Genomic DNA, 21,484 nt, shown 5'->3' with positions numbered 1-21,484 from the left:
TATACACAGCTTTAGATTTTTTCGATTGGAGCAAAAGCTGCGAGTAATCGTTTAACACCTTGTTGTGGAAATGCAATATCCAATTCGACATCCTTGGCACTGCCGCTGACTTTCACGACTGTCCCAACTCCCCATTTCTTATGTTGAACTTTGTCACCGGGATTCCAGCTTTCATTTTCACCGCCAGAAGCCGTTTTGTTCATCAATGGTTCACGAGTAGCATGCTGATATTTTGGTTTCATCGAGTTATTATTAAATGGATTATTAAAAGCAGCCGCTTTTGGTTGTGGCTGGATCCCAACAGGATTCAGCAAACTGTCATCGATTTCAGCTACAAAGCGAGAAGGCTGGTTGTATTGTGTTTTCCCATAAAGCGTTCGAGAAAATGCATTCGTCAAATACAAGTTTTCCTCGGCACGAGTAATCCCAACATATGCTAAGCGACGCTCTTCTTCCAATTCTGACTCTTCCATTAGTGAACGTGAAAGTGGGAAAATTTTTTCTTCCATACCAATTAGGAAAACAATTGGAAATTCTAGTCCCTTTGCAGCATGCAGAGTCATCAAAGTCACTTGTGCACTTTCTTCTTGATAATCATCTAGATCGGATACTAAGGCCAAGTCATTTAAAAATATTGACAACTTTTCTTCTGGTACATCTGCTTCATCTTGCGCCTCATTGCGCTTATCGAATTCTTGCGTAACTGTTCGAAACTCCTCTAAATTTTCCAAACGAGATTCTGCTTCTAACGTTCGTTGATTTTTCAATTCATCTAAGTAGCCCGTTCGCTCTAATACTTGATCAACTAAATCAGTAATCGGCAGATATGCAACCATCTCCTGGAACTGAGCGATCATTATTCCGAACTCACCGATCATGCGACCTGCTTTACCAGAAATATTCGCCAAATCGATATTTTGAGCGGCTTCTACCATCGACCAATCATGTAATGCAGCAAAGTTCCTTAGTTTTTCAACAGAAGCGGCACCAATTCCACGTTTTGGAGTATTGATTATCCGCTCAAAACTAACACCATCTCTTGGATTATTGATGATATTCAAATAGGCAATAATATCTTTGATTTCCTTACGGTCGTAGAATTTATGACCTCCTACCATCGTATAAGGAACGTTTGATTTTACCAATGTATCTTCTATTACACGTGATTGGGCATTAGTTCGATACAGTACAGCAAAATCATTATAGCTGCGATTATCACTTTGAATTTTCTCTTTGATCTTGCTGACGATAAACTGCGCTTCATCTCGTTCACTATCAGCACGATAATAGGTGATTTGTTCACCCGCTTGATTATCTGTCCATAGATTTTTATCTCGCCGATTGCTGTTATTTTTAATTACCTGATTTGCCGCATCCAAAATACTTTTCGTTGAGCGATAGTTTTGTTCTAATAAAATGACTGTTGCATCATTATAATCTTTTTCAAAATCTAAAATATTCTGCATATCGGCACCACGCCAACCATAAATACTTTGATCAGCATCTCCAACGACACATAAATTACGAAACCGTGCTGCCAACATATTTACCAAAGTATATTGAGCATGGTTCGTATCTTGATATTCATCTACGTGCAAGTAATGAAACTTATTTTGATAATAGGTCAATACTTCCTCATTTTCTTCGAACAAGCGAATCGTATTCATGATCAAATCATCAAAGTCCATACTCTGATTGTTCCGTAAAGCTTTTTGATAGGCATCATAGCAATGCGCTACTATTTCTTCAAAGAAGGAGCCTTGTCGTTCAGCATATGTTTCGGGCGTCAGCAGTTCATTTTTTGCGTTGCTGATTGATCCTAAAATCGAACGTGGATCATATTTTTTGGGGTCAATATTTAAATCCTTTAAAATTCGTTTCATCAATGTTAGTTGATCGGAACCGTCTAAAATCGTAAAATTCCGGTCATAGCCAATCGCATCTACATCACGACGCAAAATTCGCACACACATTGAGTGAAAGGTCGAGACCCATACACTCTCGCCTCCTTGACCTAGAATCGCATTGACTCGTTCTTTCATTTCACGTGCTGCTTTATTTGTAAAAGTGATCGCTAATATATTCCATGGATTCACATTTTTTTCTTCTATTAAATAAGCAATACGGTGTGTTAAAACTCGTGTCTTTCCACTTCCTGCTCCCGCCATAATCAATAATGGGCCTTCGGTATGGAGCACTGCTTCTTTTTGCTTAGGGTTTAGTCCTGCTAACAACTCCTGTTTGTTTGGCATGCAAAACGTCCTTTCTTTATTCAATCTTTTTTATTATAGCATCTCAGAAACTTTCGCGACACTAGCAACATTTTAAAAAAACGAATTCATGGATTCAACCTTGTTTTTCTCGCAAATTCGCGCTAAATTTAATAATGGTATGGAGGGAAAACATGAAAAACGAACACGAAATCAAACGTCTAGATGGCACGAAAGTTATTTTTATTTTGAAAGGTGTCTTAATCGGAGCGATTGCGGGTATTATCGTCAGCCTCTTCCGTTTACTGATTGAAGAAATGTCAGAACATATAGTAACCCTTTATTTATGGTTCCGAGAGAATCCTTTTTGGTTAATACCATGGGGCTTGATAATGTTGACAACGGCTTTTGTCGTTGGGGCATTAATCAAATCAGAGCCAGATATTAAAGGCAGTGGAATACCGCAGGTTGAAGGGGCCTTACAAGGCGAAATCAGGCTCAATTGGTTCTCCATTCTTTGGAAAAAGTTCATCGGTGGGATAATGTCAGTCGGTTCAGGATTATTTCTAGGTCGAGAAGGGCCATCTATTCAATTAGGAGCGATGGTGGGACAAGGCTTCAGTGAATATACTAGTGCCTCTACCTCTGAAAAGAAAATTTTCATTTCTAGCGGTGCAGCGGCTGGACTAGGCGCAGCCTTCAATGCGCCAATTGCTGGTTTGCTATTTGTAATCGAAGAAGTACATCATCATTTTTCTCCTTTAATTTGGCTGACTTCTCTAACCTCGGCACTAACTGCTAACTTGGTTTCATTAAATTTTTTTGGACTAAAGCCTGTTTTATTTATTGCAAATGTTCCTTCGCTACCCTTGAAATATTATGGTTTACTCGTTTTGCTAGGAATTATTTTGGGCTTTCTAGGTTATATATATCAGATTGTTCTTCTGTCACTACCGATAATTTATAAAAAAACTCATTTACCAGACCATCTTTATGGGATTATTCCATTTCTTTTGATTATCCCAATTGCTTTCTTTTTCCCGTTTTATTTGGGCGGGGGAAACCAAATCGTTTTGGCCATTGGTGAAAATAGCTTTCCCTTAACAGTATTGATTTTTTTATTTATCTTACGCTTTGTCTTTTCGATGGTATCTTATGGTGCAAATCTTCCAGGTGGAATCTTTTTGCCAATTCTAACTTTAGGTGCATTGATCGGTGGAATTTATGGAACCATTTTACATCAATGGTTTGGTTTAGATTCTGTATTGATTCGGGATTTTGCGATTTTTGCGATGGCTGGTTATTTCACGGCTATTGGAAAAGCGCCTTTGACTGCCATTATTTTAGTAACTGAAATGGTCGGTAATATTACTCATTTAATGCCGCTAGCAGTTTGTTCTTTAACAGCATATGTCATTAACGATTTGTTAGGCGGAAATCCCATATATGAATCATTACTGGAACGCTTGCTCAAGGGACATATTCCCAATATAACAGGAAATAAGACCATCATCGAATTTCCTGTTACAGCAGAAAGTACGTTGGACGGCACAATGGTTCGGGATTTCAATTGGCCGAAAGAGATGCTGCTAATTTCAATTCGACGTGGATCTGCAGAGATACTGACTCATGGAGACACAATAATGAAGGTCGGTGATCTACTAATGATTTTGACAGATGAAGGCTACACACAAAAAATCAAGGTACAGATTCGTGAACGTTCTGATGCTGCAATCGCAAAAAAACAAGACAAAGCAATAAAAGACTGATAAAAATATACTAAAGAAGACCTTAATTGATTAAAGAAAAAAAAAGATACAAAAGAATAAGTAGAAAGTAAAACGATCAAATGACCATCGCAATTGATAGTCATTTGATCGTTTGCTTTCATTTTGTTAAGTTTTTTTCAAAAAGACTTTTAGGTCAATTACGTATTCTTTCCACTAATTTTTCATTTATGTAGACCGATACTTGTCCATCATTCACCGGAAATACACCTTGACCATTTTCATCCAAAATTATTTTTGCTTCATTATTTCCAAGTATGTCAATAAACGTCTCTCCCTCATGAACCGCGCTTACAGTCATTTCTTTCGTTCCGCCTTTAGCATTGGTCATAATGATCGCTGCTCCAGACTCATCATCGTCAAAATCGCCAGTCAATGTCCAGCCGATCACATCTGAATCGTCAAAATAATCTGCTTGACTGCCAAAGTTTAGCTCTTCTCGTAATTTGATCAGAGCAAGCAGCCCGTCTCCGACTGCTTCAGCATTTTCTGTCCCATAGAGGTCTCCCCAGAAAACAACTGGTGTTCCCTCATTTCTCAATAAGATTAGACTATATGCATGCAATTTAAACCAGCCTTCTATCCATGACTCTAAACTTTGTCCATGTTGTGTATCATGATTATCGACAAAGGTTACAGCCCAATCAGGGCGAGTTTCAATCAAGGTACCAGAAAAAATCTCTCGCATATCATAGTTTCCCATTGTCGAAGCTGCTTGGAATAGATTAAAATGCAAAGGCACATCAAAGAGCGAAATCAAATTACCTGATGAATCCAAATATTCCTGCAGCTTTTGCAGCTCATCGGTCCAATACTCACCGACAACAAAAAGTTCTTCGCCTTTTTCCTCACGACGATGAAGCAACCAATCTACAAACAAATCAAATCGTATGTGCTTCACCGCATCCAAGCGATATCCGTCAACATCCGTCAATTCTTGATACCATCTTCCCCATTTGTCTAATTGTTCAATTGTTTCAGGGTTCTCCATATCCAGATTACAGCCCATTAAATAGTCAAAGTTTCCATTTTCATCATCAACCTTCGGCTCCCATCCTTTGTCAGCAAAGTTAAAAATCGCATGATCCTTTTCGCGAGCGTCGTAGTCAACCCCAGAGAAATTTTTCCAATTCCATTGATAATCGTTATATTTTCCCTTTCGACCAGGAAAAGTAAACTTTGTCCAAGCTTCGATTTCCTCTTCACCTGAACTCGGTTTAGTACGATCATCAAATTGGTAGGACACCGCTGAAACAACCTCTGTTTCGTCAGCTCCCATAAAATGATCAAAAACAATATCCGCATAAATCTTTAAGCCAGCGTTTTTCAATGCAGCAATACTGGCTAAGTACTCCTCTTTTGTTCCATACTTCGTGGCCAAACTCCCTTTTTGATCGAATTCACCAAGATCGTAAAGATCATAAGTTCCGTAACCTACATCATTCACACCTTCTGAACCTTTGTAGGCTGGCGGCATCCAAATAGCATTCAGTCCAAACTGATGTAATTCTTCCGCTTTTTCTGCTAATGTTTTCCAATGATTCCTGTCAGCAGGTAGATACCATTCGAATCCCTGTAAAATTGTTTGTTTTTTCATTACCTTCACCTCTATGTTTATCATACATAAAATGAGAGAACCTTCATAATAAGACGAATCATTTTTTAATTTATAAATGTTTTTGACTGTTTATGAATGTTTTTGATTGAACGGGTGACAAACTTGTGGTATTATTTCAGATGAAGGAGGATTGAAAATGCTTACAGAAGAACGACATAGAAAAATTATCGACTGGTTGGAACGTGACGGCTTAGTAAAGTCTCAAGATTTAATTCAATGGTTAGACTCCTCGGAATCAACAGTTCGCAGAGATTTGCAGGAGTTAGAAGATTTAGGAATATTGGAACGTGTTCATGGTGGTGCTAAACGCCCTCAACATTTAGAGCAAGAGCTTGCAATGTTTGAAAAATCATCCAAAAACGTTCAACAAAAGAAATTAATTGCAAAATATGCGTCCGATTATATCAATGATGGCGATGTAATTTATTTAGATGCGGGTACAACAACTTCTGAGATGATTCCCTTTTTGAAAAATCGCGCAGTTACAATAGTAACCAATTCTGTTGGCCTTGCCGCTCACCTAGTAGAAGCGCAGATTGCCACAATCGTATTAGGTGGTCGTATAAAACTGACTACTGATGCAGTTGTCGGTTCGCAAGCTTTGGAACAGTTAAAACAATATCGTTTTAATAAAGCCTTTATGGGAATGAATGGCGTACACATAGACAGCGGCTATTCTACTCCTGACCCAGAAGAAGCTATTTTAAAAAGAGCAGCTATTCAACAATCTGAACAAGCTTTTGTACTTGTGGATCACAGTAAGTTTAATCAGACTAGCTTTGTCAGTGTCGCTTCGCTATCAGCTGCTTCAATCCTCACAGATACCTGTCCTTTGGTTATTCATGATCAAATCACAGAACAAACTACCCTGAAGGAGGTTTCTGTATGATTTATACAGTTACACTAAACCCATCGATCGATTATATTGTTCAGATCGATCAACTAACAATTGGCGATGTCAATCGAATGAAGGGCGATTTAAAATTGCCTGGCGGAAAAGGAATTAATGTCTCTCGGATTTTAAAGCGAATCAATACTGATTCAACTGCTCTAGGTTTCCTCGGTGGTTTTACCGGAAGCTTCATTAATAATTGGCTGGAACGTGAAGATATAAAAACGAATTTTACTTCTGTTGAGGATGACACACGAATCAATATCAAATTGAAAGCTAGTGAAGAGACTGAAATCAACGGCCAAGGTCCTATAGTTACAGCTAACGAAATGGATACATTGAAAGAGGCTCTAGGTCATTTAGCAACGGACGATATCGTTGTCTTATCCGGCAGCAAGCCTGCCAGCGTTCCAACTGGCTTTTACCAAGAATTAATTGAGATCATCAAAGCTCAAGGCGCATCATTTGTCATCGATACTACAGGAGCTGACTTAATGGATGCATTGGAGAAAGGCCCCTTATTAGTTAAACCTAATAATCATGAACTAGCTGATTTGTACCAGACAACTTTCAACTCGATTGAAGACATTTATCCATTTGGTCAACGTTTATTAGATGAAGGGGCACAACATGCATTAGTATCTATGGCAGGTGACGGTGCATTACTATTTACCCAAGAAGGAGTATATCGCTCAAACGTCTTAAAGCACCAAGTTAAAAACTCAGTCGGAGCAGGAGATTCAATGATCGCGGGCTTTGTCGGCAGCTTTACAAAGACGCAGGATCCTGTAGAAGCATTCAAATGGGGTGTGGCCTGCGGGAGTGCAACGACTTTTTCAGATGATTTAGCAACAGCAGATTTTATTCAAGAATTACTGCCAGAAGTTAAGATCACAAAAGTAAAATAATTATGGTCTTCTCTTCTGCTGAAAAGTAGGAATTAATTTAGAATTTGGAGGAATTATGATGGATATTAAAGATTTATTGATCAAAGATGCCATGATCATGGATTTGCAGGCTACGACAAAAAAAGCCGCAATCGATGAGATGGTTCAAAAAATGTATGATGCTGGCCGCATTTCAACTATCGATACTTATAAAGAAGGTATCTTAAAACGTGAAGCGCAAACCTCAACTGGTTTAGGTGACGGGATCGCAATGCCCCACGCTAAAAACAGTGCCGTTAAAGAAGCTACCGTTCTATTCGCTAAAAGTAAAAATGGAGTAGATTATGAATCATTAGACGGTCAACCTACTTATCTATTCTTTATGATTGCTGCTCCTGAAGGTGCAAATGACACACATCTTCAAGCCTTAGCTGCTTTATCAAGACTTTTGATCGATCCTGACTTTGTTGCAAAATTAAAAGCTGCGGAAACTCCAGATCAAGTTCAAGCAACGTTTGATGCAGCTGAAAAGGCCAAAGAAGCGGAAGAAAAAGCAGAAGCTCAAGCCGAGGAAAAAATAAAAGACACTAATCGCCGCTATATTGTAGCTGTAACAGCTTGTCCTACAGGAATTGCACATACCTATATGGCAGAAGATGCTTTAAAGAAAAAGGCCAAAGAAATGGGTGTGGACATTAAAGTCGAAACAAATGGTTCTGAAGGAATCAAACATCGGCTAACAGATGAAGATATTGCACGAGCGGATGGTGTTATTGTAGCCGCTGATAAAAAGGTTGAAATGAATCGATTTAATGGAAAAGAATTAGTTAATCGTCCGGTTAGCGATGGCATTCGTAAGCCAGAAGAATTAATTAATCTTGCTTTAAGCGGTGACGCTCCTGTTTATCACGGTAATAGTGAAGATACCTCTGCAAATGAAGAAAAAAGTGATAACGGAACCTTAGGTCAGCGCATTTATAAAGATTTGATGAACGGTGTTTCTCATATGCTTCCATTCGTTATCGGTGGTGGAATCATGATCGCATTATCATTTATGATCGACCAGTTCATGGGTGTACCTCAATCAGAGTTGGCTAACTTAGGAAACTACAACCAAATCGCCAGCTGGTTTAATCAAATTGGCGGTGCTGCCTTTGGCTTTATGTTGCCTGTTCTTGCCGGTTTTATTGCTTCAAGTATCGCTGATCGTCCTGGTCTGATTGCCGGATTTGCTGCTGGTGCATTAGCTAACGCTGGCGGCGCTGGCTTCTTAGGAGCATTGATCGGTGGTTTCCTTGCTGGCTATGTGATCATTTTCCTTAAAAAACTGTTTAAAAACTTGCCTAAATCACTTGAAGGAATCAAAGCTATTCTCTTCTATCCATTCTTTGGATTGATGATTACAGGTTTCTTGATGCTTTTAGTCAATGTTCCTATGAAAGCAATCAATGATGGCTTAAATGGTTTCTTAACCGGGCTTAGCGGATCAAACGCTATTTTGTTAGGTGCTTTGCTTGGCGGAATGATGGCAATTGACTTAGGAGGCCCAATCAATAAAGCAGCTTATGTTTTCGGTACTGCAACTTTAGCCTCAAGTGTTGCCCAAGGCGGATCAATCGTCATGGCTGCAGTCATGGCTGGAGGAATGGTTCCACCATTAGCCATTTTTGTCGCTACTCGTTTATTCAAAAATAAATTTGAAAAGAGTCAAGTTGATGCTGGTTTGACTAACATCGTTATGGGGCTTTCCTTCGTGACAGAAGGTGCAATTCCTTTTGCCGCAGCCGACCCAATTCGTGTTATTCCGAGTTTTGTTGTTGGTTCAGCTCTTGCTGGTGGTTTAGTCGGGGCTGTAGGCATCAAACTGCTTGCTCCTCACGGTGGAGTCTTTGTTGTTCTATTATTGAGTCACCCTCTGCTATATCTTTTGTTCATCGCTATTGGCGCAATCGTTTCTGGCGTCATCTACGGTTTAGTTAAAAAACCTGTCGTAAAATAGTCATAAAAGTCCCGCTCTCAAATAGAGAGCGGGACTTTTATTTACATCCATCGATCTTTTCTGCGAGCACGGGCTGGCTGAGGCTTAGGTTTAATCGCAAATAGGATCATACCAATAAAGAAAACTGCAATTGATAAAGGAATCTCTAGCGACGTAAGCGGCAACGCAAAAATCATTCCAACGATCAGTAAACAACTACCCATAATCTTGATATATCTTTGATCCATAGCAAACCTCTCCTTTTAATATATTAAACAAATAATTTTAAGATAGTATACCACTGCATCAATCTTTTGGACCTTAATATGCTCAACAGTGACCCTAATACTTACTCTAAAAACGAAATAACCCAGCTTTTTAAATTTCAAGTATATCTAATTGATTCTTCGAAGACACCTTTTTTTGATCTATAAACGAAACAATCAAGTGTTTTGCTTCCTTCTCCAAAGAAAAAGTGAGTGAATCATTTTTGCGGCTAACTTGGTGAATCGTTATATCTTTTAATGCCGACTTTAATTCTTCTAAAGGAAAATCTAAGAATGCCTTTTTTGGAATAAACAATTGTAAAACAGCTGTATATTCTTTATAGCGCATATCTTGAATCTCAAATTCAATTGAATCTCGAATATAGTACTCAAACGCTGCCAGTCCTTTATCTAAGGTTAGCTCCGGATACAAAATGTGATAATTCATCATCCGCTCACTATCATCATCAATCCAAGGAAAATAAGCTAAGGCGTTTAATCCGCCCTTCATCCGATTGACTCGATATTGATTCGTCAAAAAATTGTACGTGCGCGTTACGAAATATGAGGCATCGCTTTTTTTGGTGGGCTGAAATTGATCATTTTGATATTGAACCGTTTGGATGACCGTATCCTCAAAGGCAAACTCAATATAAGGCTGCTTCAACAATCCCACGCCATTTGTATAAGATAATTGAGAGATTCCTAACTGGTCTCTAAATAGCTGCTGAAATCGTAAGTTCGCCTCTTCCTTCCATTGAAAAGGATCCTTATACAGCTCGAAAAATACACCAGAGCCAAGTTCAGCAACTTCTTCTACTTGCTGAATCTCTAACAATAGCTGCTTAGCAAAAAGTTTTTTATAAGGAGCTCCTAAGAATAACCACCAGCAAGCAGTCAAACAGACACCTTTATAAAATACATCATAGCCAGGAAAGGCATTGCAATCTACTATAACATCACCATTAAGCCCTCTCATTTTTGGTAATGCACTTGTTTCCTCCGCCACTTCAAAAGAACGACGCTTAGATAACTCGCTTGTATTATGATATAAATATTCTTCATAGGAACGAATGTATGCAAAAAAACCATGTTCGATCAATCGTGATTTTAAGTAATCTAAGTAAACGGTCTCCCAATAATAAAAATTTTTCTCTTTGAGAATACTTTTTTCAAAGATTGTATCCCCTAGTAAGTGAACAGTCATTTCCTCTTCTTCATTCTTTAATTGAATCCAATAATCCTCTTTCATACCAAATTCATCTATTATCTGTTCTAAATAACTAGAATCAAATATCTGCTCTTTTCCGTTGATCAACATCCTGTCTGGTTCCAGCAATAGACGACTCATGATTAACCAGTCTCTGGTTTTCAACTGAATATCGGCTTGCTTTAAATCGAAAAGCTGACTGACACTGTATATTTTCTGATTATTCCCCATTGCCTTCCCCTTTCTCATTGTTCTACTATAATTATATCTTAAAGATTTAAAAAACCCTATGAAATTGATTACTAAGTCAAAAAAAATTGTATACTATAATAAATTGTGTTAAAACTAAAATGGAGGTGTTCAAATGGGGTTAAAATTTGAAAAAACCGATGATTTAGACAAATTATTTGAATCATTTGTCGTTGATCCTGAAAAAAACGTGCAAAAAGACGAAGACATTCAAAAGTTCTTAAAACCAAAAACTGAACAAAATGACAAAAAAAAGGATCAGGTTTAGACCTGATCCTTTTCGATTGCTGTCTCAATTGCCTGCCATGCTTCTTCTTTTCCTTTTTTTGTCTCAGAAGAGAAAAGAATGAACGTATCATTTGGATCAAAATCCAACTTTTTCTTAATGGCACTTGTATGTTTATTCCATTTTCCACGAGGTATTTTATCTGCCTTAGTGGCAACGACAATCACAGGAATTCCATAATACTTCAAAAATTCATACATTTGAATATCTTCTTTACTAGGGTCATGGCGCACGTCAACTAACGACACCACCGCTCTTAATTGCTTTCGGCTAGTAATGTAAGTCTCAATCATTTCGCCCCATTTTGCTCGTTCAGTCTTGGAAACTTTCGCATAACCATATCCAGGCACATCAACAAAATGCAATGAATTCTCAATCAAGTAAAAATTCAACGTTTGGGTCTTTCCCGGTTTTCCAGAAGTACGCGCCAAATTTTTACGATCAATCAATGTATTGATGAACGATGATTTGCCAACATTTGAGCGCCCTGCCAAAGCAATCTCTGGTAAATCCGTCTCAGGATACTGTTTAGGTGAAACCGCACTGATCACGATCTCTGCATTATGCACTTTCATTCTTTCACGCCTTTCAAAAAGGGTTCACAAATTACTTTGCGAACCCTCACTTACTAACCTGCTTTTTTCTTGTTGTTATGATACTCAATAATTGGCTTTCCAGAGCCTTCAACAGAATCCTTCGTTACGATCACTTTTTCAATTGACTCGTCAGAAGGAATATCAAACATAACATCCATCATAACATCCTCAATAATTGATCTTAATCCACGAGCTCCTGTATTACGTGCAATCGCTTTGTCCGCAATTGCATTTAATGCATCTGCATCGAATGCCAAATCAGTATCATCATAAGAAAGTAACTTTTGATACTGTTTAACTAACGCATTTTTAGGTTCTGTCAAAATTCGTACCAAATCTTCTGTCGTTAATTTTTCTAATGCAGTAGTAACTGGCAAACGACCGATAAATTCAGGAATCAAACCAAATTTCAATAAATCTTCCGGAATAATCTGCTGCATGATACTCTCATCTTCATTGACTTTTTTATTGTTTTTGCCGAATCCAATCGTTTTTTCACCTAAACGATTTTTAACGATTGTTTCGATTCCATCGAACGCTCCCCCGACAATAAACAAAATATTTGTTGTGTCAATTTGAATGAACTCCTGATGCGGATGCTTACGCCCTCCCTGCGGCGGTACGCTAGCAACAGTGCCTTCAAGAATTTTTAGCAATGCTTGCTGAACACCTTCACCTGAAACATCACGAGTAATTGAAACATTCTCACTTTTACGAGTAATCTTGTCAATTTCATCGATATAGATGATTCCTTTTTCCGCACGTTCAACATTGTAATCGGCTGATTGTAAAAGCTTCAACAAAATATTTTCAACATCTTCTCCAACATATCCTGCCTCAGTTAAACTAGTTGCATCTGCGATTGCGAACGGTACATTCAACGTTCTAGCCAAAGTTTGTGCTAAAAATGTTTTTCCTGATCCAGTTGGTCCAATCAAGCAAATATTACTCTTCTGTAATTCAACTTCATCAAGTCCATCATTTTCAGTATTCACTCGTTTGTAGTGATTGTACACTGCAACCGATAATGCTTTTTTCGCACGATCCTGACCAATGACGTATTGATTTAAAACATCCAATAGTTCCTTTGGTTTTGGCACATCAATAAACTCACGAATAGCTTCTTCATGGAATTCTTCATCTATAATCTCTTTACAAAGGTCGATACACTCATTACAAATGTAAACTCCCGGACCCGCAACAACTTTTTTCACTTCTTCTTGGGTCTTTCCGCAAAATGAACAGCGGACTGTTTCACCTGCGCCTGTGCTCTCATACATGGCTGTCACCTCTTGCTTCTTTCTCTACAAGTGTTTCCACGATTGCAGTCTTTATCTATAATAACATAAAGCATTAAAAAGACAAAGAAACCAAGAGCAAATAAAAAGGAATTCATAATAAAAAGCTCTCGAAAAATCGAGAGCTTTCAAATTATTTAGCGTACCAGGCCAAGCCTTCATATTTCCAGCCATGCTTAACTAAATTATTCTTTTCATTTGTGTTCAACGTATAGTGATGTGAGCCCGATTTTGCATTAGGATTATAAAGACGATGCAAAGCGTTTGGTCCACCAGAGTACCAAGAAATACCCTCATAACGCCAACCCTTTTTAACTAAATTATCCTTTTCGTAGGCATGTAATGTATAGTGATGATCTCCTGCATTTGGATTATATAAACGATAAACTGGATTACCTGACGTTGGACCATTCCAACCGATTCCTTCATATCTCCAACCTTTAGAAACTAAATTATTTTTCTCGGCAACATTCTGTGTATAAAAATGTTCCCCACTGTTCGGATTATACAAGCGATACATTTGCACACTGTTTGCTGGTGGTGTTGGTGTAGGATTACTAAATGTTGATGTATAATCCGCATTAATATCAAAGTTTCCGTTGATGCCAGGGAATGATAATTGTGAAGACCATTGCCAAGCACCATATTGAGTATAGAAATTCGTAGTTGAGAGATTGTATGGATATGCAGCTACCCAAATATTCTTATTTCCAATAGTCGCAGCATTTATACGGCCGGTAGTCAGCCAGTTCAATCCAATGTAATGACGGACATTTCCGTAACCAAGAGCTTTTAAGCGATTCTCAAAGGCTCTAGAATTATTTGTATGATTCCCTTTGCCTAGAATTTGAGGTTCTTCAATATCATTCACCATGACAGCGCCACTGCTCAAACCAAATCTTTTTGCAGCTGCAGCAAAATAATTTGCTTCTGCAGTAGCTTGTGCGTCACTAGTAAACCAACTATAGTGATATGCAGAAACCTTCATTCCAGCAGCCATCGCATTGTTAATTTGCGATTGGGCATACGGATTGGTATAGCTTGTTGCTTCTGTCAATTTGACAACCACCCCAGTAACCCCATAGCTTTTCATTTTTTGAAAATTTGCTACAGAAATATTGCCATTATGAGATGAAATATCAATAAAGCTTTTACTTGGTGTATTTGTATTCGTCGCAGACACTGATGGCAATGATGCGAACAATTGAATTGATGGGTATAAATCTGAACGCCCTCTCGGTAATGACATCGTGCCTTCAGCTGTTTCTACTTGTGTCTCAGGTACTGCTGTCTCCTCTTCTGATCCAGTACTCTCAGTGGTTTGTTCATTTTCAACGTTTTCAGTTGACTGAGTTACTTCTTGTGAAGTTTTATCGACTGAACTAACTGTCGAAGAGCTTTCGACCGTTTGTTCACTGCCTATTACTTGATTTTCATCAGCTAACACTGATGTTGTATAGCTTAAACATAGAACTGATAAAAAACATAATCCCAGAAATTTTTTCTTCATTTCGTCCTCCCTCGTGTATTAAAGCACAAATCTATTTTTATAATTAAAATGAGAAATAATCCCATTTCATTAATAATTCAATTTTACCAAATTTGGGGCTTATTTTGAAGTTATTCGTTATAATCAATCATAAAAAAAGTGGGAAACTAAGTTATTGACTTTTTTAATCTGAAATGTATCCCTCTTTATAAAAGAAAAAAAGTATGTGATACAAAATATGTACCACATACTAAAAATTATCTATTTCTCAACAGCCGTTCCAGTCACTAGTTCAACAGCTTTTTTCATTTTGATATCGTGTTCCAACATGTCTTCTGTTAACACACGACGAATTTGTTCTTCCGGCATTTGGTACATTTCAGCCAAGTCTTTAATTTCTTTAGCAATATCTTCTTCTGAAGCTTCAATTTTTTCCGCTTCAACAATAGCTTCCATTACTAAGTTTGTTTTTACTCGACCTTCTGCCTCACCTTCAAATTGGGTGTGAAGATCTTCTTCAGTAGAACCTGTTAATTGGTAGTACATTTCTGGTGAGATTCCTTGACGTTGCATATTATTTAGGAATTCATCCATTGAACGATGAACTTCATCATGAACCATTACGTGTGGAAGTTCAACGATTTCAGCATTTTCAACAGCTTGCTTGATGGCAGCCTCATCTTTTGCTTCTTTTGCAGCTTCTTCTTTTTGCTTTGTTAATTCATCGCGATATTTTGTTTTTAATTCATCCAAAGAATTAACTTCTTCATCGACATCTTTAGCAAAATCATCATCTAGTTCTGGTAATTCTTTCGCTTTTACTTCGTGAATCGTTACTTTGAAGACTGCTTCTTTACCAGCTAAATCTTCAGCTTGATAGTCTTCTGGGAAAGTAACAGTAACATCTAAGCTTTCCCCTGCTTTGTGACCAACCAGTTGTTCCTCAAAACCAGGAATGAATGAACCAGAACCTAATTCAAGAGAATAGTTTTCTCCTTTTCCGCCTTCAAATGCTTCTTCTCCAACGAAACCTTCGAAATCAATTACTGTCGTATCGCCATTTTCAGCAGCTTCGTCTTCTTTGATAACTAGTTCTGCTTGAGATTCTTGTTCAGATTTCAGGCGTGCATCTACATCTTCGTCTGAAACTTCAACATCTTGTTTTGGAACTTCTAATTCTTTGTAATCCCCTAATTTAACCTCTGGTTTTACAGTAACTTCTGCTTTGATTACCCAATCTTCGCCTTTTTCCATGCTGTCTACATCAATTTTTGGTTGAGAGACAGGATCAATCCCTGCTTCTTTTACAGCCGCTTCATAAGCAGTTGGCAGTACATCGTTCAATGCATCTTCGTATAATGCTTCTTCACCGTACATACGGTTAAATACTTGGCGAGATACTTTTCCTTTACGGAAGCCAGGTACATTAAGATTTTTTTTCACTTTGTTGAATGCATTTGTTAATCCTTTTTGAATCTCAGTTTGTTCAATCGAGAAAGTTAACACACCATCATTGGTGCCTGTTTTTTCAAAATTTGCAGTCACGTTTGTTCCCTCCGAATACTAATATACTTGCATTTTGCATACCATTAAATATTACACTACTGATTGTGAATTGTAAATATAAAGCTTTTACTCTCGGCATTTTTTAATGATAATCGAACAGCAGTTGTTTTATCCTTCCTCGGATTGCTTCAACCTCTTCATCAAGCGGCCCTGACCACTCAGAATACTCAGCTAAATAACTAGCCGTCCATGCATCAGGCTTCATAAAAGCGGTATGCAACGGATACAAAAATGCCATTTCTACCTTTACTTGCTCCAATAGGTTTGCTAACAGAATTGGATTATCATCACCCAAATAATCATTTAATCGAGTTTCGATACCCGATTGAAGAGAGTCATCAAATCCTGAATCTATTGGCGACAGTTCTGCGATTTCATCTTGAATTGTTAAGTAACGAACCTTCTCAGTCACACCTATACGAGCTAAGCTTTCAAATAAATAACTGCGAACTAAAGGGACTATCTTGGGAATCATCATAAATTTTTCAGCGATTGTCTTTAAACGCTCTTCAGGCAACTGTCTAATTTTACGCACGAATAGTAATTGGTCTACTGCTGACATTGAAGGCAGTTGATTCAACTCCGCTTCAAGCTGTTTGATTACCGCTTGTTGCTGTCTTTCATAAAAAGCCTCCTGATCATTAATACGCATCAACCAAAGATCAGTCTGTTCTTCAGTTAAGATTTTAACTTTTTGTGACCGCCATAAAAATTCACGTGCCGCAAAAAAATTCTGGGAATACACTTGAATCTGCAAAAATAAATCAATCGTTTCGGGAGTATCAAGATAGCTTTCTGACTCCTCCTCGGCATATTCTAAGGCCGCAGAAAAATCACCTTGTTCCAAAGCTAAACCTGCAATCAAGTGATTAAGTTTTGGGGTTGGATTTTCCTGATAGGCATATTTATAATTCTCTAACGCCCTTAAATAATCTCCTGCAGAAAAAGCTTCTTCCGCAAGTGCTAAATAGTAGTGATCATTATTAGGAAAATCAATTGGAGTCATTTTTCTGTACGCCCTCTCTCGCTGCTAATAGGTTTAATGTCACAACACTCGTATCAGAGAAGTAATCGCCGATGTGCTGTTTATTTGGTGTAAAAATAGTTACAAGATAGCCCAGCATAAAAAGAGAGCCGCGTAGGACAAATCGACAGGCACCTTCACGAACTAGAACTGTTTGCCAACTTAACTCTTCTTCAGTATAACAAACGACTCTAATGCCAAAAACCATCTTACCGATTGTTTGACCATGATTAATTTTCGTCATCAGAATAAAATACGCCAAATAAATCAAAAGCGTTGAAAATCCATAAATACTGAAAAGCTCAGAGCTTTTGGATAAACCAAGTAGGTTCGTCGGCACTCCCAATACAATTTTTGTGATGGCCAAGATACAAAGTAAATCTAATAAATACGCAAAAGAACGGATCCAAAAACCAGCATAAAAATAATCTGGATAATGATGAAACTGCCGTTCGTGTTTTTTCTCAAGTAACTGTGCTACTGGTCCTACTGCAGGTCTTTGACTAGCTTCATCAGTCATTATTACTCACCTCCATAAAGATACATAGCTTTGGGCGCTTGCGGAGTACCAACGCTCTCAACAATACTCTTGATTAGCTCTTCCTGTGAGGGTTTAAGCCCTTGAAGTTCAGCCAGACTATTCCCTAACCATGTATTCATGAAATTAGTTGAGCCATTTGTATATGAAACAACTTTTGCATCAGTCAAGTTCTCATCCTTCCTCAAAGCTTTCAATGCTTGATCAGGATAACCAATATCGTCTATTAAACCATTCTCAAGAGCCTGTGCCCCATCATAGATTCTTCCATCTGCCAATTTACGTACTTGCGTCTCCTCCATATTTCGTCCTTCAGCTACAGTCTTGACGAATCGACCATACATACTGTCAACAAAGGCTTGCAAAACTTCTTTGTCTTCTTTTGTTTGAGGCCGGGAAGTTGAACCGATATCTTTCAATGCGCCGCTTTTAATTGTTGCATCAGTAATACCAAGCTTTTCCATTAGTCCAGAATAATTCATACTAGACATTATAACTCCAATTGAACCAGTCATGGTATCTTCTGCAGCAAAGATTCGATCCGAATTTGCTGCAATATAATACCCTCCGCTAGCTGCTTGACTCTCCATTGAAGCATAAATTGGAATGTTTTTATCCTTTTGGATTTCCTTCAATGCCCTTGCAATCTCTGCCGTTTCATAAACAGAGCCACCAGGCGAGTTTATTTCTAACAAAATCCCCTTAACAGTTGAATCATTTTTTATTTTATTTAACTGTTTCATAAATGATTCATGATTGTATCCACCTGTAGAAAACAAGCCACTAGTACCATCATTAATGATAGCGCCCTCTACTACTAGCTTAGCAATTTTTTCTGTACTCGATCCTTCTTCTTCTGTTTTTTCTTGTGGTTCATTATTCCCATACAACAACTCATTAACTTGACTAAGCTCTTTTTTCCTGTCATTACTCCGATTGATCGTTGATGAGATTACTGAAAAGATTAATAACACAACTGCAATGCCGATTGCCACCCAACGTCTTCTATTCATTTTCTTCCTCCTAATATAAGTTGCGAATAATTAAAACTTTTTCTACTGGTCCTTCGGCATTCATTTTCTCGGCCTTTTCAAACAAAGAATAACCTCCGAAAAACTCATGTGTCAAAGGGTCTTCAATTTTGAAAGTCCTTGCATCCTCGATACTCAAAGCATCAGGATTAATTTCTTGGATACTATCCCATCCAGTATCTAAGAAAACCTTTGTTTCATCTGTGATCTTTGGATCAGATGCGAGTTTCTCCAAAAATTTACGCAGCTCTCCAATGGTTAAATTTTCTGGTTGATTCATTTAAGTTTCCCCTCTCAATTGATTCATAGAAAATAATTTCTACTATGATTAGCTTGTTCTAGAAACAACAAAATATCATCGCTAGAGACCATTCTTTAAATGGCACTTCTCTATTTTACCCTATTCTTCTGACAGATGAAACGCAGAAGCAATTTTGTTTCCCTTCCTCTTTCCTTCTTTTTCCATATATACCAATTAACTAAAAATAAAAAAATATTTGACTATACAAAAAGTTTATATTATATTAGTCATTGTTTCCGATGTTAATTAAAAAAAATCTAAAATGTACCAATTAGATAGCGCCAGACCTTTTTTATGAGGGTGACGAGGAAGAAGCTAATCGAAAATTTCGGCGGGTGGCTTCAGGGTTGCTGTACTCTACAGATCATTACAAAAACTTTATAAAAGAACAAAAAGATGGTCAGACAGCTCGGAAACATATAATGACAGGAAAGTAGGAAGACATTATGTGTGGAATCGTAGGAATTGTAGGTAATGAGCAGGCAACAAATATTTTGGTGAATGGATTAGAGAAGTTGGAGTATCGTGGTTATGACTCAGCTGGTATTTTTGTAGCGGATCAAAGTGAAGAATTCTTGATTAAATCCCAAGGTCGAATTAAAGAGTTATCAGAGAAAATTGGTTCTGAAGTTCATGGTTCTATTGGCATTGGACATACAAGGTGGGCAACTCATGGCGAACCAAGTGAAGAAAATGCACATCCTCATACTTCACAAAGCAAACGTTTTGTCCTAGTTCATAATGGTGTGATTGAAAATTACGACGATTTGAAAGAAAAATATTTATCAAGTGATATTTTCTATGGTGAAACCGATACGGAAATCGCTGTTCATTTAGTTGAATATTTCGCAGAACAGGGACTTTCAACAAAAGACGCCTTTCGTAAATCTTTAAAAGAGATTCATGGCTCTTACGCTTTTGGTTTGATCGATAAAAATGATCGTGAAACAATCTACGTTGGGAAAAATAAAAGCCCCTTATTGATTGGACTAGGCGATGGATTCAATGTGGTCTGCAGCGATGCAATGGCAATGTTGGAACAAACCAACCAATTTGTCGAGATTAATGACGGCGAGATGGTTATCGTTACAAAAGATCGTGTAGAAATTGAAGATGAGGCGGGCAATGAGATTCAACGTGCACCTTACGAAGCTAAAATCGATCTTTCGGATATGGAAAAAGGCACATATCCTTACTACATGCTAAAAGAAATTGATGAACAGCCTGCTACTATGCGTCGGATCATTAGTGAATATACTGATGAAACAGGAACCGTCGTGATAGAAAATGAACTGTTGCAAAGTTTGCTAGATAGCGACCGCATTTACATCGTCGCTTGCGGTACAAGTAACAATGCTGGGTGGGCAAGTAAGCAAATTATCGAAGGGTTAGCCAACATCCCGGTAGAAATTCATTTATCAAGTGAATTTGGCTATAACATGCCTTTGCTTTCAAAAAAACCATTTTTCATTTATTTAACCCAAAGTGGCGAAACAGCAGATAGCCGCCAAGTATTAGTCAAAACGAATACATTAGGCTACCCATCCCTAACAGTCACTAATGTAGCTGGGTCAACGTTATCTCGGGAAGCAAGTTTTACTATGCTCTTACATGCTGGTCCAGAGATTGCAGTAGCTTCTACTAAAGCCTATACAGCTCAAATTGCTGCCTTAACTGTTTTAGCAAAAGCGGTTGGTGAGGCTAAAGACATCACAGCAGCAAAAGAATTTGATTTAACAAAAGAGTTAGGCATTGCCGCCAACGCCATGGATGTAATGATTTCAGAAAAAGCTATGATTGAACAAGTTGCTGAAGAGTACCTAGCAACAACTCGCAACGCTTTCTATATTGGTCGTTCTGAAGATTATTATGTTTCTATGGAGGTAGCACTAAAACTAAAAGAAATTTCTTATATCCAAGCTGAAGGTTTTGCAGCTGGAGAGTTGAAACACGGAACGATCGCTTTAGTTGAAGATGGCACACCAGTTATCGGAATCATTACCGAAGCTGTAACTGCTCCTCATACTCGTGGAAATTTGCGTGAAGTAGAAAGTCGTGGTGCTCACACGCTAGTCATTGTCTCGGAGGAATTGAGCAAAGAAGGAGATCAAATTATTTTACCAATTGTTCATCAATTCTTGCGTCCTCTTGTCTCCGTGATTCCAGGTCAGCTTATCGCATATTATGCAACATTATTACGTGGCTATGATGTTGACAAGCCTCGTAATTTAGCAAAATCTGTTACAGTAGAATAAACA

The 21,484-nt window shown here is 38.0% G+C and carries 18 protein-coding genes; 6 read left to right on the top strand and 12 right to left on the bottom strand.

Going from position 1 to position 21,484, the window contains the following annotated elements:
- Window positions 1–11: 11 nt before the first annotated feature.
- Window positions 12–2,252 (bottom strand): DNA helicase PcrA, encoded by a 2,241-nt coding sequence (pcrA, locus tag IGI67_RS02370; protein ID WP_429956623.1) that lies wholly within the window; start codon window positions 2,250–2,252, stop codon window positions 12–14.
- A gap of 152 nt (window positions 2,253–2,404) precedes the next feature.
- On the opposite strand from pcrA, the gene IGI67_RS02365 reads away from it, so the two are divergent.
- Window positions 2,405–3,979 carry a ClC family H(+)/Cl(-) exchange transporter gene (locus IGI67_RS02365; protein WP_207109213.1) on the top strand — a complete coding sequence of 525 codons (1,575 nt, stop codon included), beginning with the start codon at window positions 2,405–2,407 and terminating at the stop codon, window positions 3,977–3,979.
- A gap of 154 nt (window positions 3,980–4,133) precedes the next feature.
- Here the strand turns inward: IGI67_RS02365 and IGI67_RS02360 are convergent, their stop codons facing one another.
- Window positions 4,134–5,594, bottom strand: coding sequence for an alpha-amylase (locus tag IGI67_RS02360; RefSeq protein WP_429956622.1), 1,461 nt, complete (start codon window positions 5,592–5,594; stop codon window positions 4,134–4,136).
- 157 nt (window positions 5,595–5,751) lie between these two features.
- On the opposite strand from IGI67_RS02360, the gene IGI67_RS02355 reads away from it, so the two are divergent.
- The 3 genes from IGI67_RS02355 to IGI67_RS02345 are packed head-to-tail and all read left to right on the top strand — an operon-like array spanning window position 5,752 to window position 9,393.
- Window positions 5,752–6,504, top strand: a complete 753-nt coding sequence (locus IGI67_RS02355; protein WP_207110667.1) for a DeoR/GlpR family DNA-binding transcription regulator — start codon at window positions 5,752–5,754, stop codon at window positions 6,502–6,504.
- The gene (pfkB, locus tag IGI67_RS02350; RefSeq protein ID WP_429956621.1) at window positions 6,501–7,415 is read left to right on the top strand and encodes a 1-phosphofructokinase; all 915 of its coding nucleotides are present in this window, start codon (window positions 6,501–6,503) and stop codon (window positions 7,413–7,415) included. The genes IGI67_RS02355 and pfkB overlap by 4 nt, the downstream gene beginning before the upstream one ends.
- Before the next feature lie 58 nt (window positions 7,416–7,473).
- Window positions 7,474–9,393, top strand: a complete 1,920-nt coding sequence (locus IGI67_RS02345; RefSeq protein ID WP_429956620.1) for a PTS fructose transporter subunit IIABC — start codon at window positions 7,474–7,476, stop codon at window positions 9,391–9,393.
- Between the two features lie 41 nt (window positions 9,394–9,434).
- On the opposite strand, the gene IGI67_RS02340 is transcribed toward IGI67_RS02345, so the two are convergent.
- Together IGI67_RS02340 and IGI67_RS02335 are read right to left on the bottom strand one after the other, a co-directional pair.
- Window positions 9,435–9,620: a hypothetical protein gene (locus IGI67_RS02340; protein ID WP_429956619.1), complete on the bottom strand. Its 186-nt coding sequence runs from the start codon at window positions 9,618–9,620 to the stop codon at window positions 9,435–9,437.
- A gap of 130 nt (window positions 9,621–9,750) precedes the next feature.
- Entirely contained in the window at window positions 9,751–11,079 is a 1,329-nt protein-coding gene (locus tag IGI67_RS02335; RefSeq protein ID WP_429956618.1) for a hypothetical protein, read from the bottom strand.
- 133 nt (window positions 11,080–11,212) lie between these two features.
- On the opposite strand from IGI67_RS02335, the gene IGI67_RS02330 reads away from it, so the two are divergent.
- Entirely contained in the window at window positions 11,213–11,365 is a 153-nt protein-coding gene (locus IGI67_RS02330; RefSeq protein WP_429956617.1) for an SPJ_0845 family protein, read from the top strand.
- On the opposite strand, the gene yihA is transcribed toward IGI67_RS02330, so the two are convergent.
- The 8 genes from yihA to IGI67_RS02290 form a co-directional block, all read right to left on the bottom strand.
- Entirely contained in the window at window positions 11,362–11,958 is a 597-nt protein-coding gene (gene yihA / locus IGI67_RS02325; RefSeq protein WP_207110672.1) for a ribosome biogenesis GTP-binding protein YihA/YsxC, read from the bottom strand. The genes IGI67_RS02330 and yihA overlap by 4 nt on opposite strands.
- A gap of 53 nt (window positions 11,959–12,011) precedes the next feature.
- Entirely contained in the window at window positions 12,012–13,259 is a 1,248-nt protein-coding gene (clpX, locus tag IGI67_RS02320) for an ATP-dependent Clp protease ATP-binding subunit ClpX (RefSeq protein WP_207110673.1), read from the bottom strand.
- Window positions 13,260–13,410: 151 nt separating this feature from the next.
- Window positions 13,411–14,787, bottom strand: coding sequence for a GH25 family lysozyme (locus tag IGI67_RS02315; protein WP_207110674.1), 1,377 nt, complete (start codon window positions 14,785–14,787; stop codon window positions 13,411–13,413).
- Between the two features lie 240 nt (window positions 14,788–15,027).
- Window positions 15,028–16,311, bottom strand: a complete 1,284-nt coding sequence (gene tig / locus IGI67_RS02310; protein WP_207110675.1) for a trigger factor — start codon at window positions 16,309–16,311, stop codon at window positions 15,028–15,030.
- 103 nt (window positions 16,312–16,414) lie between these two features.
- A complete protein-coding gene (locus IGI67_RS02305) occupies window positions 16,415–17,338 on the bottom strand; it encodes a tetratricopeptide repeat protein (RefSeq protein ID WP_429956616.1) in 924 nt (307 codons plus the stop codon).
- Complete coding sequence (locus tag IGI67_RS02300) at window positions 17,325–17,876, bottom strand: RDD family protein (protein ID WP_429956615.1); 552 nt, start codon at window positions 17,874–17,876, stop codon at window positions 17,325–17,327. The genes IGI67_RS02305 and IGI67_RS02300 overlap by 14 nt, the downstream gene beginning before the upstream one ends.
- 2 nt (window positions 17,877–17,878) lie before the next feature.
- Window positions 17,879–18,907, bottom strand: coding sequence for a signal peptide peptidase SppA (gene sppA, locus IGI67_RS02295; protein ID WP_429956614.1), 1,029 nt, complete (start codon window positions 18,905–18,907; stop codon window positions 17,879–17,881).
- A 10-nt stretch (window positions 18,908–18,917) separates the two neighbouring features.
- On the bottom strand, window positions 18,918–19,205 hold the full coding sequence (locus IGI67_RS02290) for a hypothetical protein (protein WP_429956613.1): 288 nt from the start codon (window positions 19,203–19,205) through the stop codon (window positions 18,918–18,920).
- 467 nt (window positions 19,206–19,672) lie between these two features.
- Between IGI67_RS02290 and glmS the strand changes: the two genes are divergently transcribed.
- Window positions 19,673–21,481, top strand: coding sequence for a glutamine--fructose-6-phosphate transaminase (isomerizing) (glmS, locus tag IGI67_RS02285; protein ID WP_429956612.1), 1,809 nt, complete (start codon window positions 19,673–19,675; stop codon window positions 21,479–21,481).
- Window positions 21,482–21,484 lie beyond the last annotated feature (3 nt).

This window comes from Enterococcus sp. AZ196 (genome assembly GCF_050498845.1).
Taxonomy (GTDB): domain Bacteria; phylum Bacillota; class Bacilli; order Lactobacillales; family Enterococcaceae; genus Enterococcus_A; species Enterococcus_A murrayae.
Note: the sequence above shows the minus strand (reverse complement) of the source record. Positions and strands in the feature narration are given on the sequence as shown.

Excerpts from the sequence above, each read along its gene's own strand:
- pcrA (WP_429956623.1), bottom strand. The coding sequence starts at position 2,252 with ATGCCAAACAAACAGGAGTTGTTAGCAGGACTAAACCCTAAGCAAAAA.
- IGI67_RS02365 (WP_207109213.1), top strand. The coding sequence starts at position 2,405 with ATGAAAAACGAACACGAAATCAAACGTCTAGATGGCACGAAAGTTATT.
- IGI67_RS02360 (WP_429956622.1), bottom strand. The coding sequence starts at position 5,594 with ATGAAAAAACAAACAATTTTACAGGGATTCGAATGGTATCTACCTGCT.
- IGI67_RS02355 (WP_207110667.1), top strand. The coding sequence starts at position 5,752 with ATGCTTACAGAAGAACGACATAGAAAAATTATCGACTGGTTGGAACGT.
- pfkB (WP_429956621.1), top strand. The coding sequence starts at position 6,501 with ATGATTTATACAGTTACACTAAACCCATCGATCGATTATATTGTTCAG.
- IGI67_RS02345 (WP_429956620.1), top strand. The coding sequence starts at position 7,474 with ATGGATATTAAAGATTTATTGATCAAAGATGCCATGATCATGGATTTG.
- IGI67_RS02340 (WP_429956619.1), bottom strand. The coding sequence starts at position 9,620 with ATGGATCAAAGATATATCAAGATTATGGGTAGTTGTTTACTGATCGTT.
- IGI67_RS02335 (WP_429956618.1), bottom strand. The coding sequence starts at position 11,079 with ATGGGGAATAATCAGAAAATATACAGTGTCAGTCAGCTTTTCGATTTA.
- IGI67_RS02330 (WP_429956617.1), top strand. The coding sequence starts at position 11,213 with ATGGGGTTAAAATTTGAAAAAACCGATGATTTAGACAAATTATTTGAA.
- yihA (WP_207110672.1), bottom strand. The coding sequence starts at position 11,958 with ATGAAAGTGCATAATGCAGAGATCGTGATCAGTGCGGTTTCACCTAAA.
- clpX (WP_207110673.1), bottom strand. The coding sequence starts at position 13,259 with ATGTATGAGAGCACAGGCGCAGGTGAAACAGTCCGCTGTTCATTTTGC.
- IGI67_RS02315 (WP_207110674.1), bottom strand. The coding sequence starts at position 14,787 with ATGAAGAAAAAATTTCTGGGATTATGTTTTTTATCAGTTCTATGTTTA.
- IGI67_RS02305 (WP_429956616.1), bottom strand. The coding sequence starts at position 17,338 with ATGACTCCAATTGATTTTCCTAATAATGATCACTACTATTTAGCACTT.
- IGI67_RS02300 (WP_429956615.1), bottom strand. The coding sequence starts at position 17,876 with ATGACTGATGAAGCTAGTCAAAGACCTGCAGTAGGACCAGTAGCACAG.
- sppA (WP_429956614.1), bottom strand. The coding sequence starts at position 18,907 with ATGAATAGAAGACGTTGGGTGGCAATCGGCATTGCAGTTGTGTTATTA.
- IGI67_RS02290 (WP_429956613.1), bottom strand. The coding sequence starts at position 19,205 with ATGAATCAACCAGAAAATTTAACCATTGGAGAGCTGCGTAAATTTTTG.
- glmS (WP_429956612.1), top strand. The coding sequence starts at position 19,673 with ATGTGTGGAATCGTAGGAATTGTAGGTAATGAGCAGGCAACAAATATT.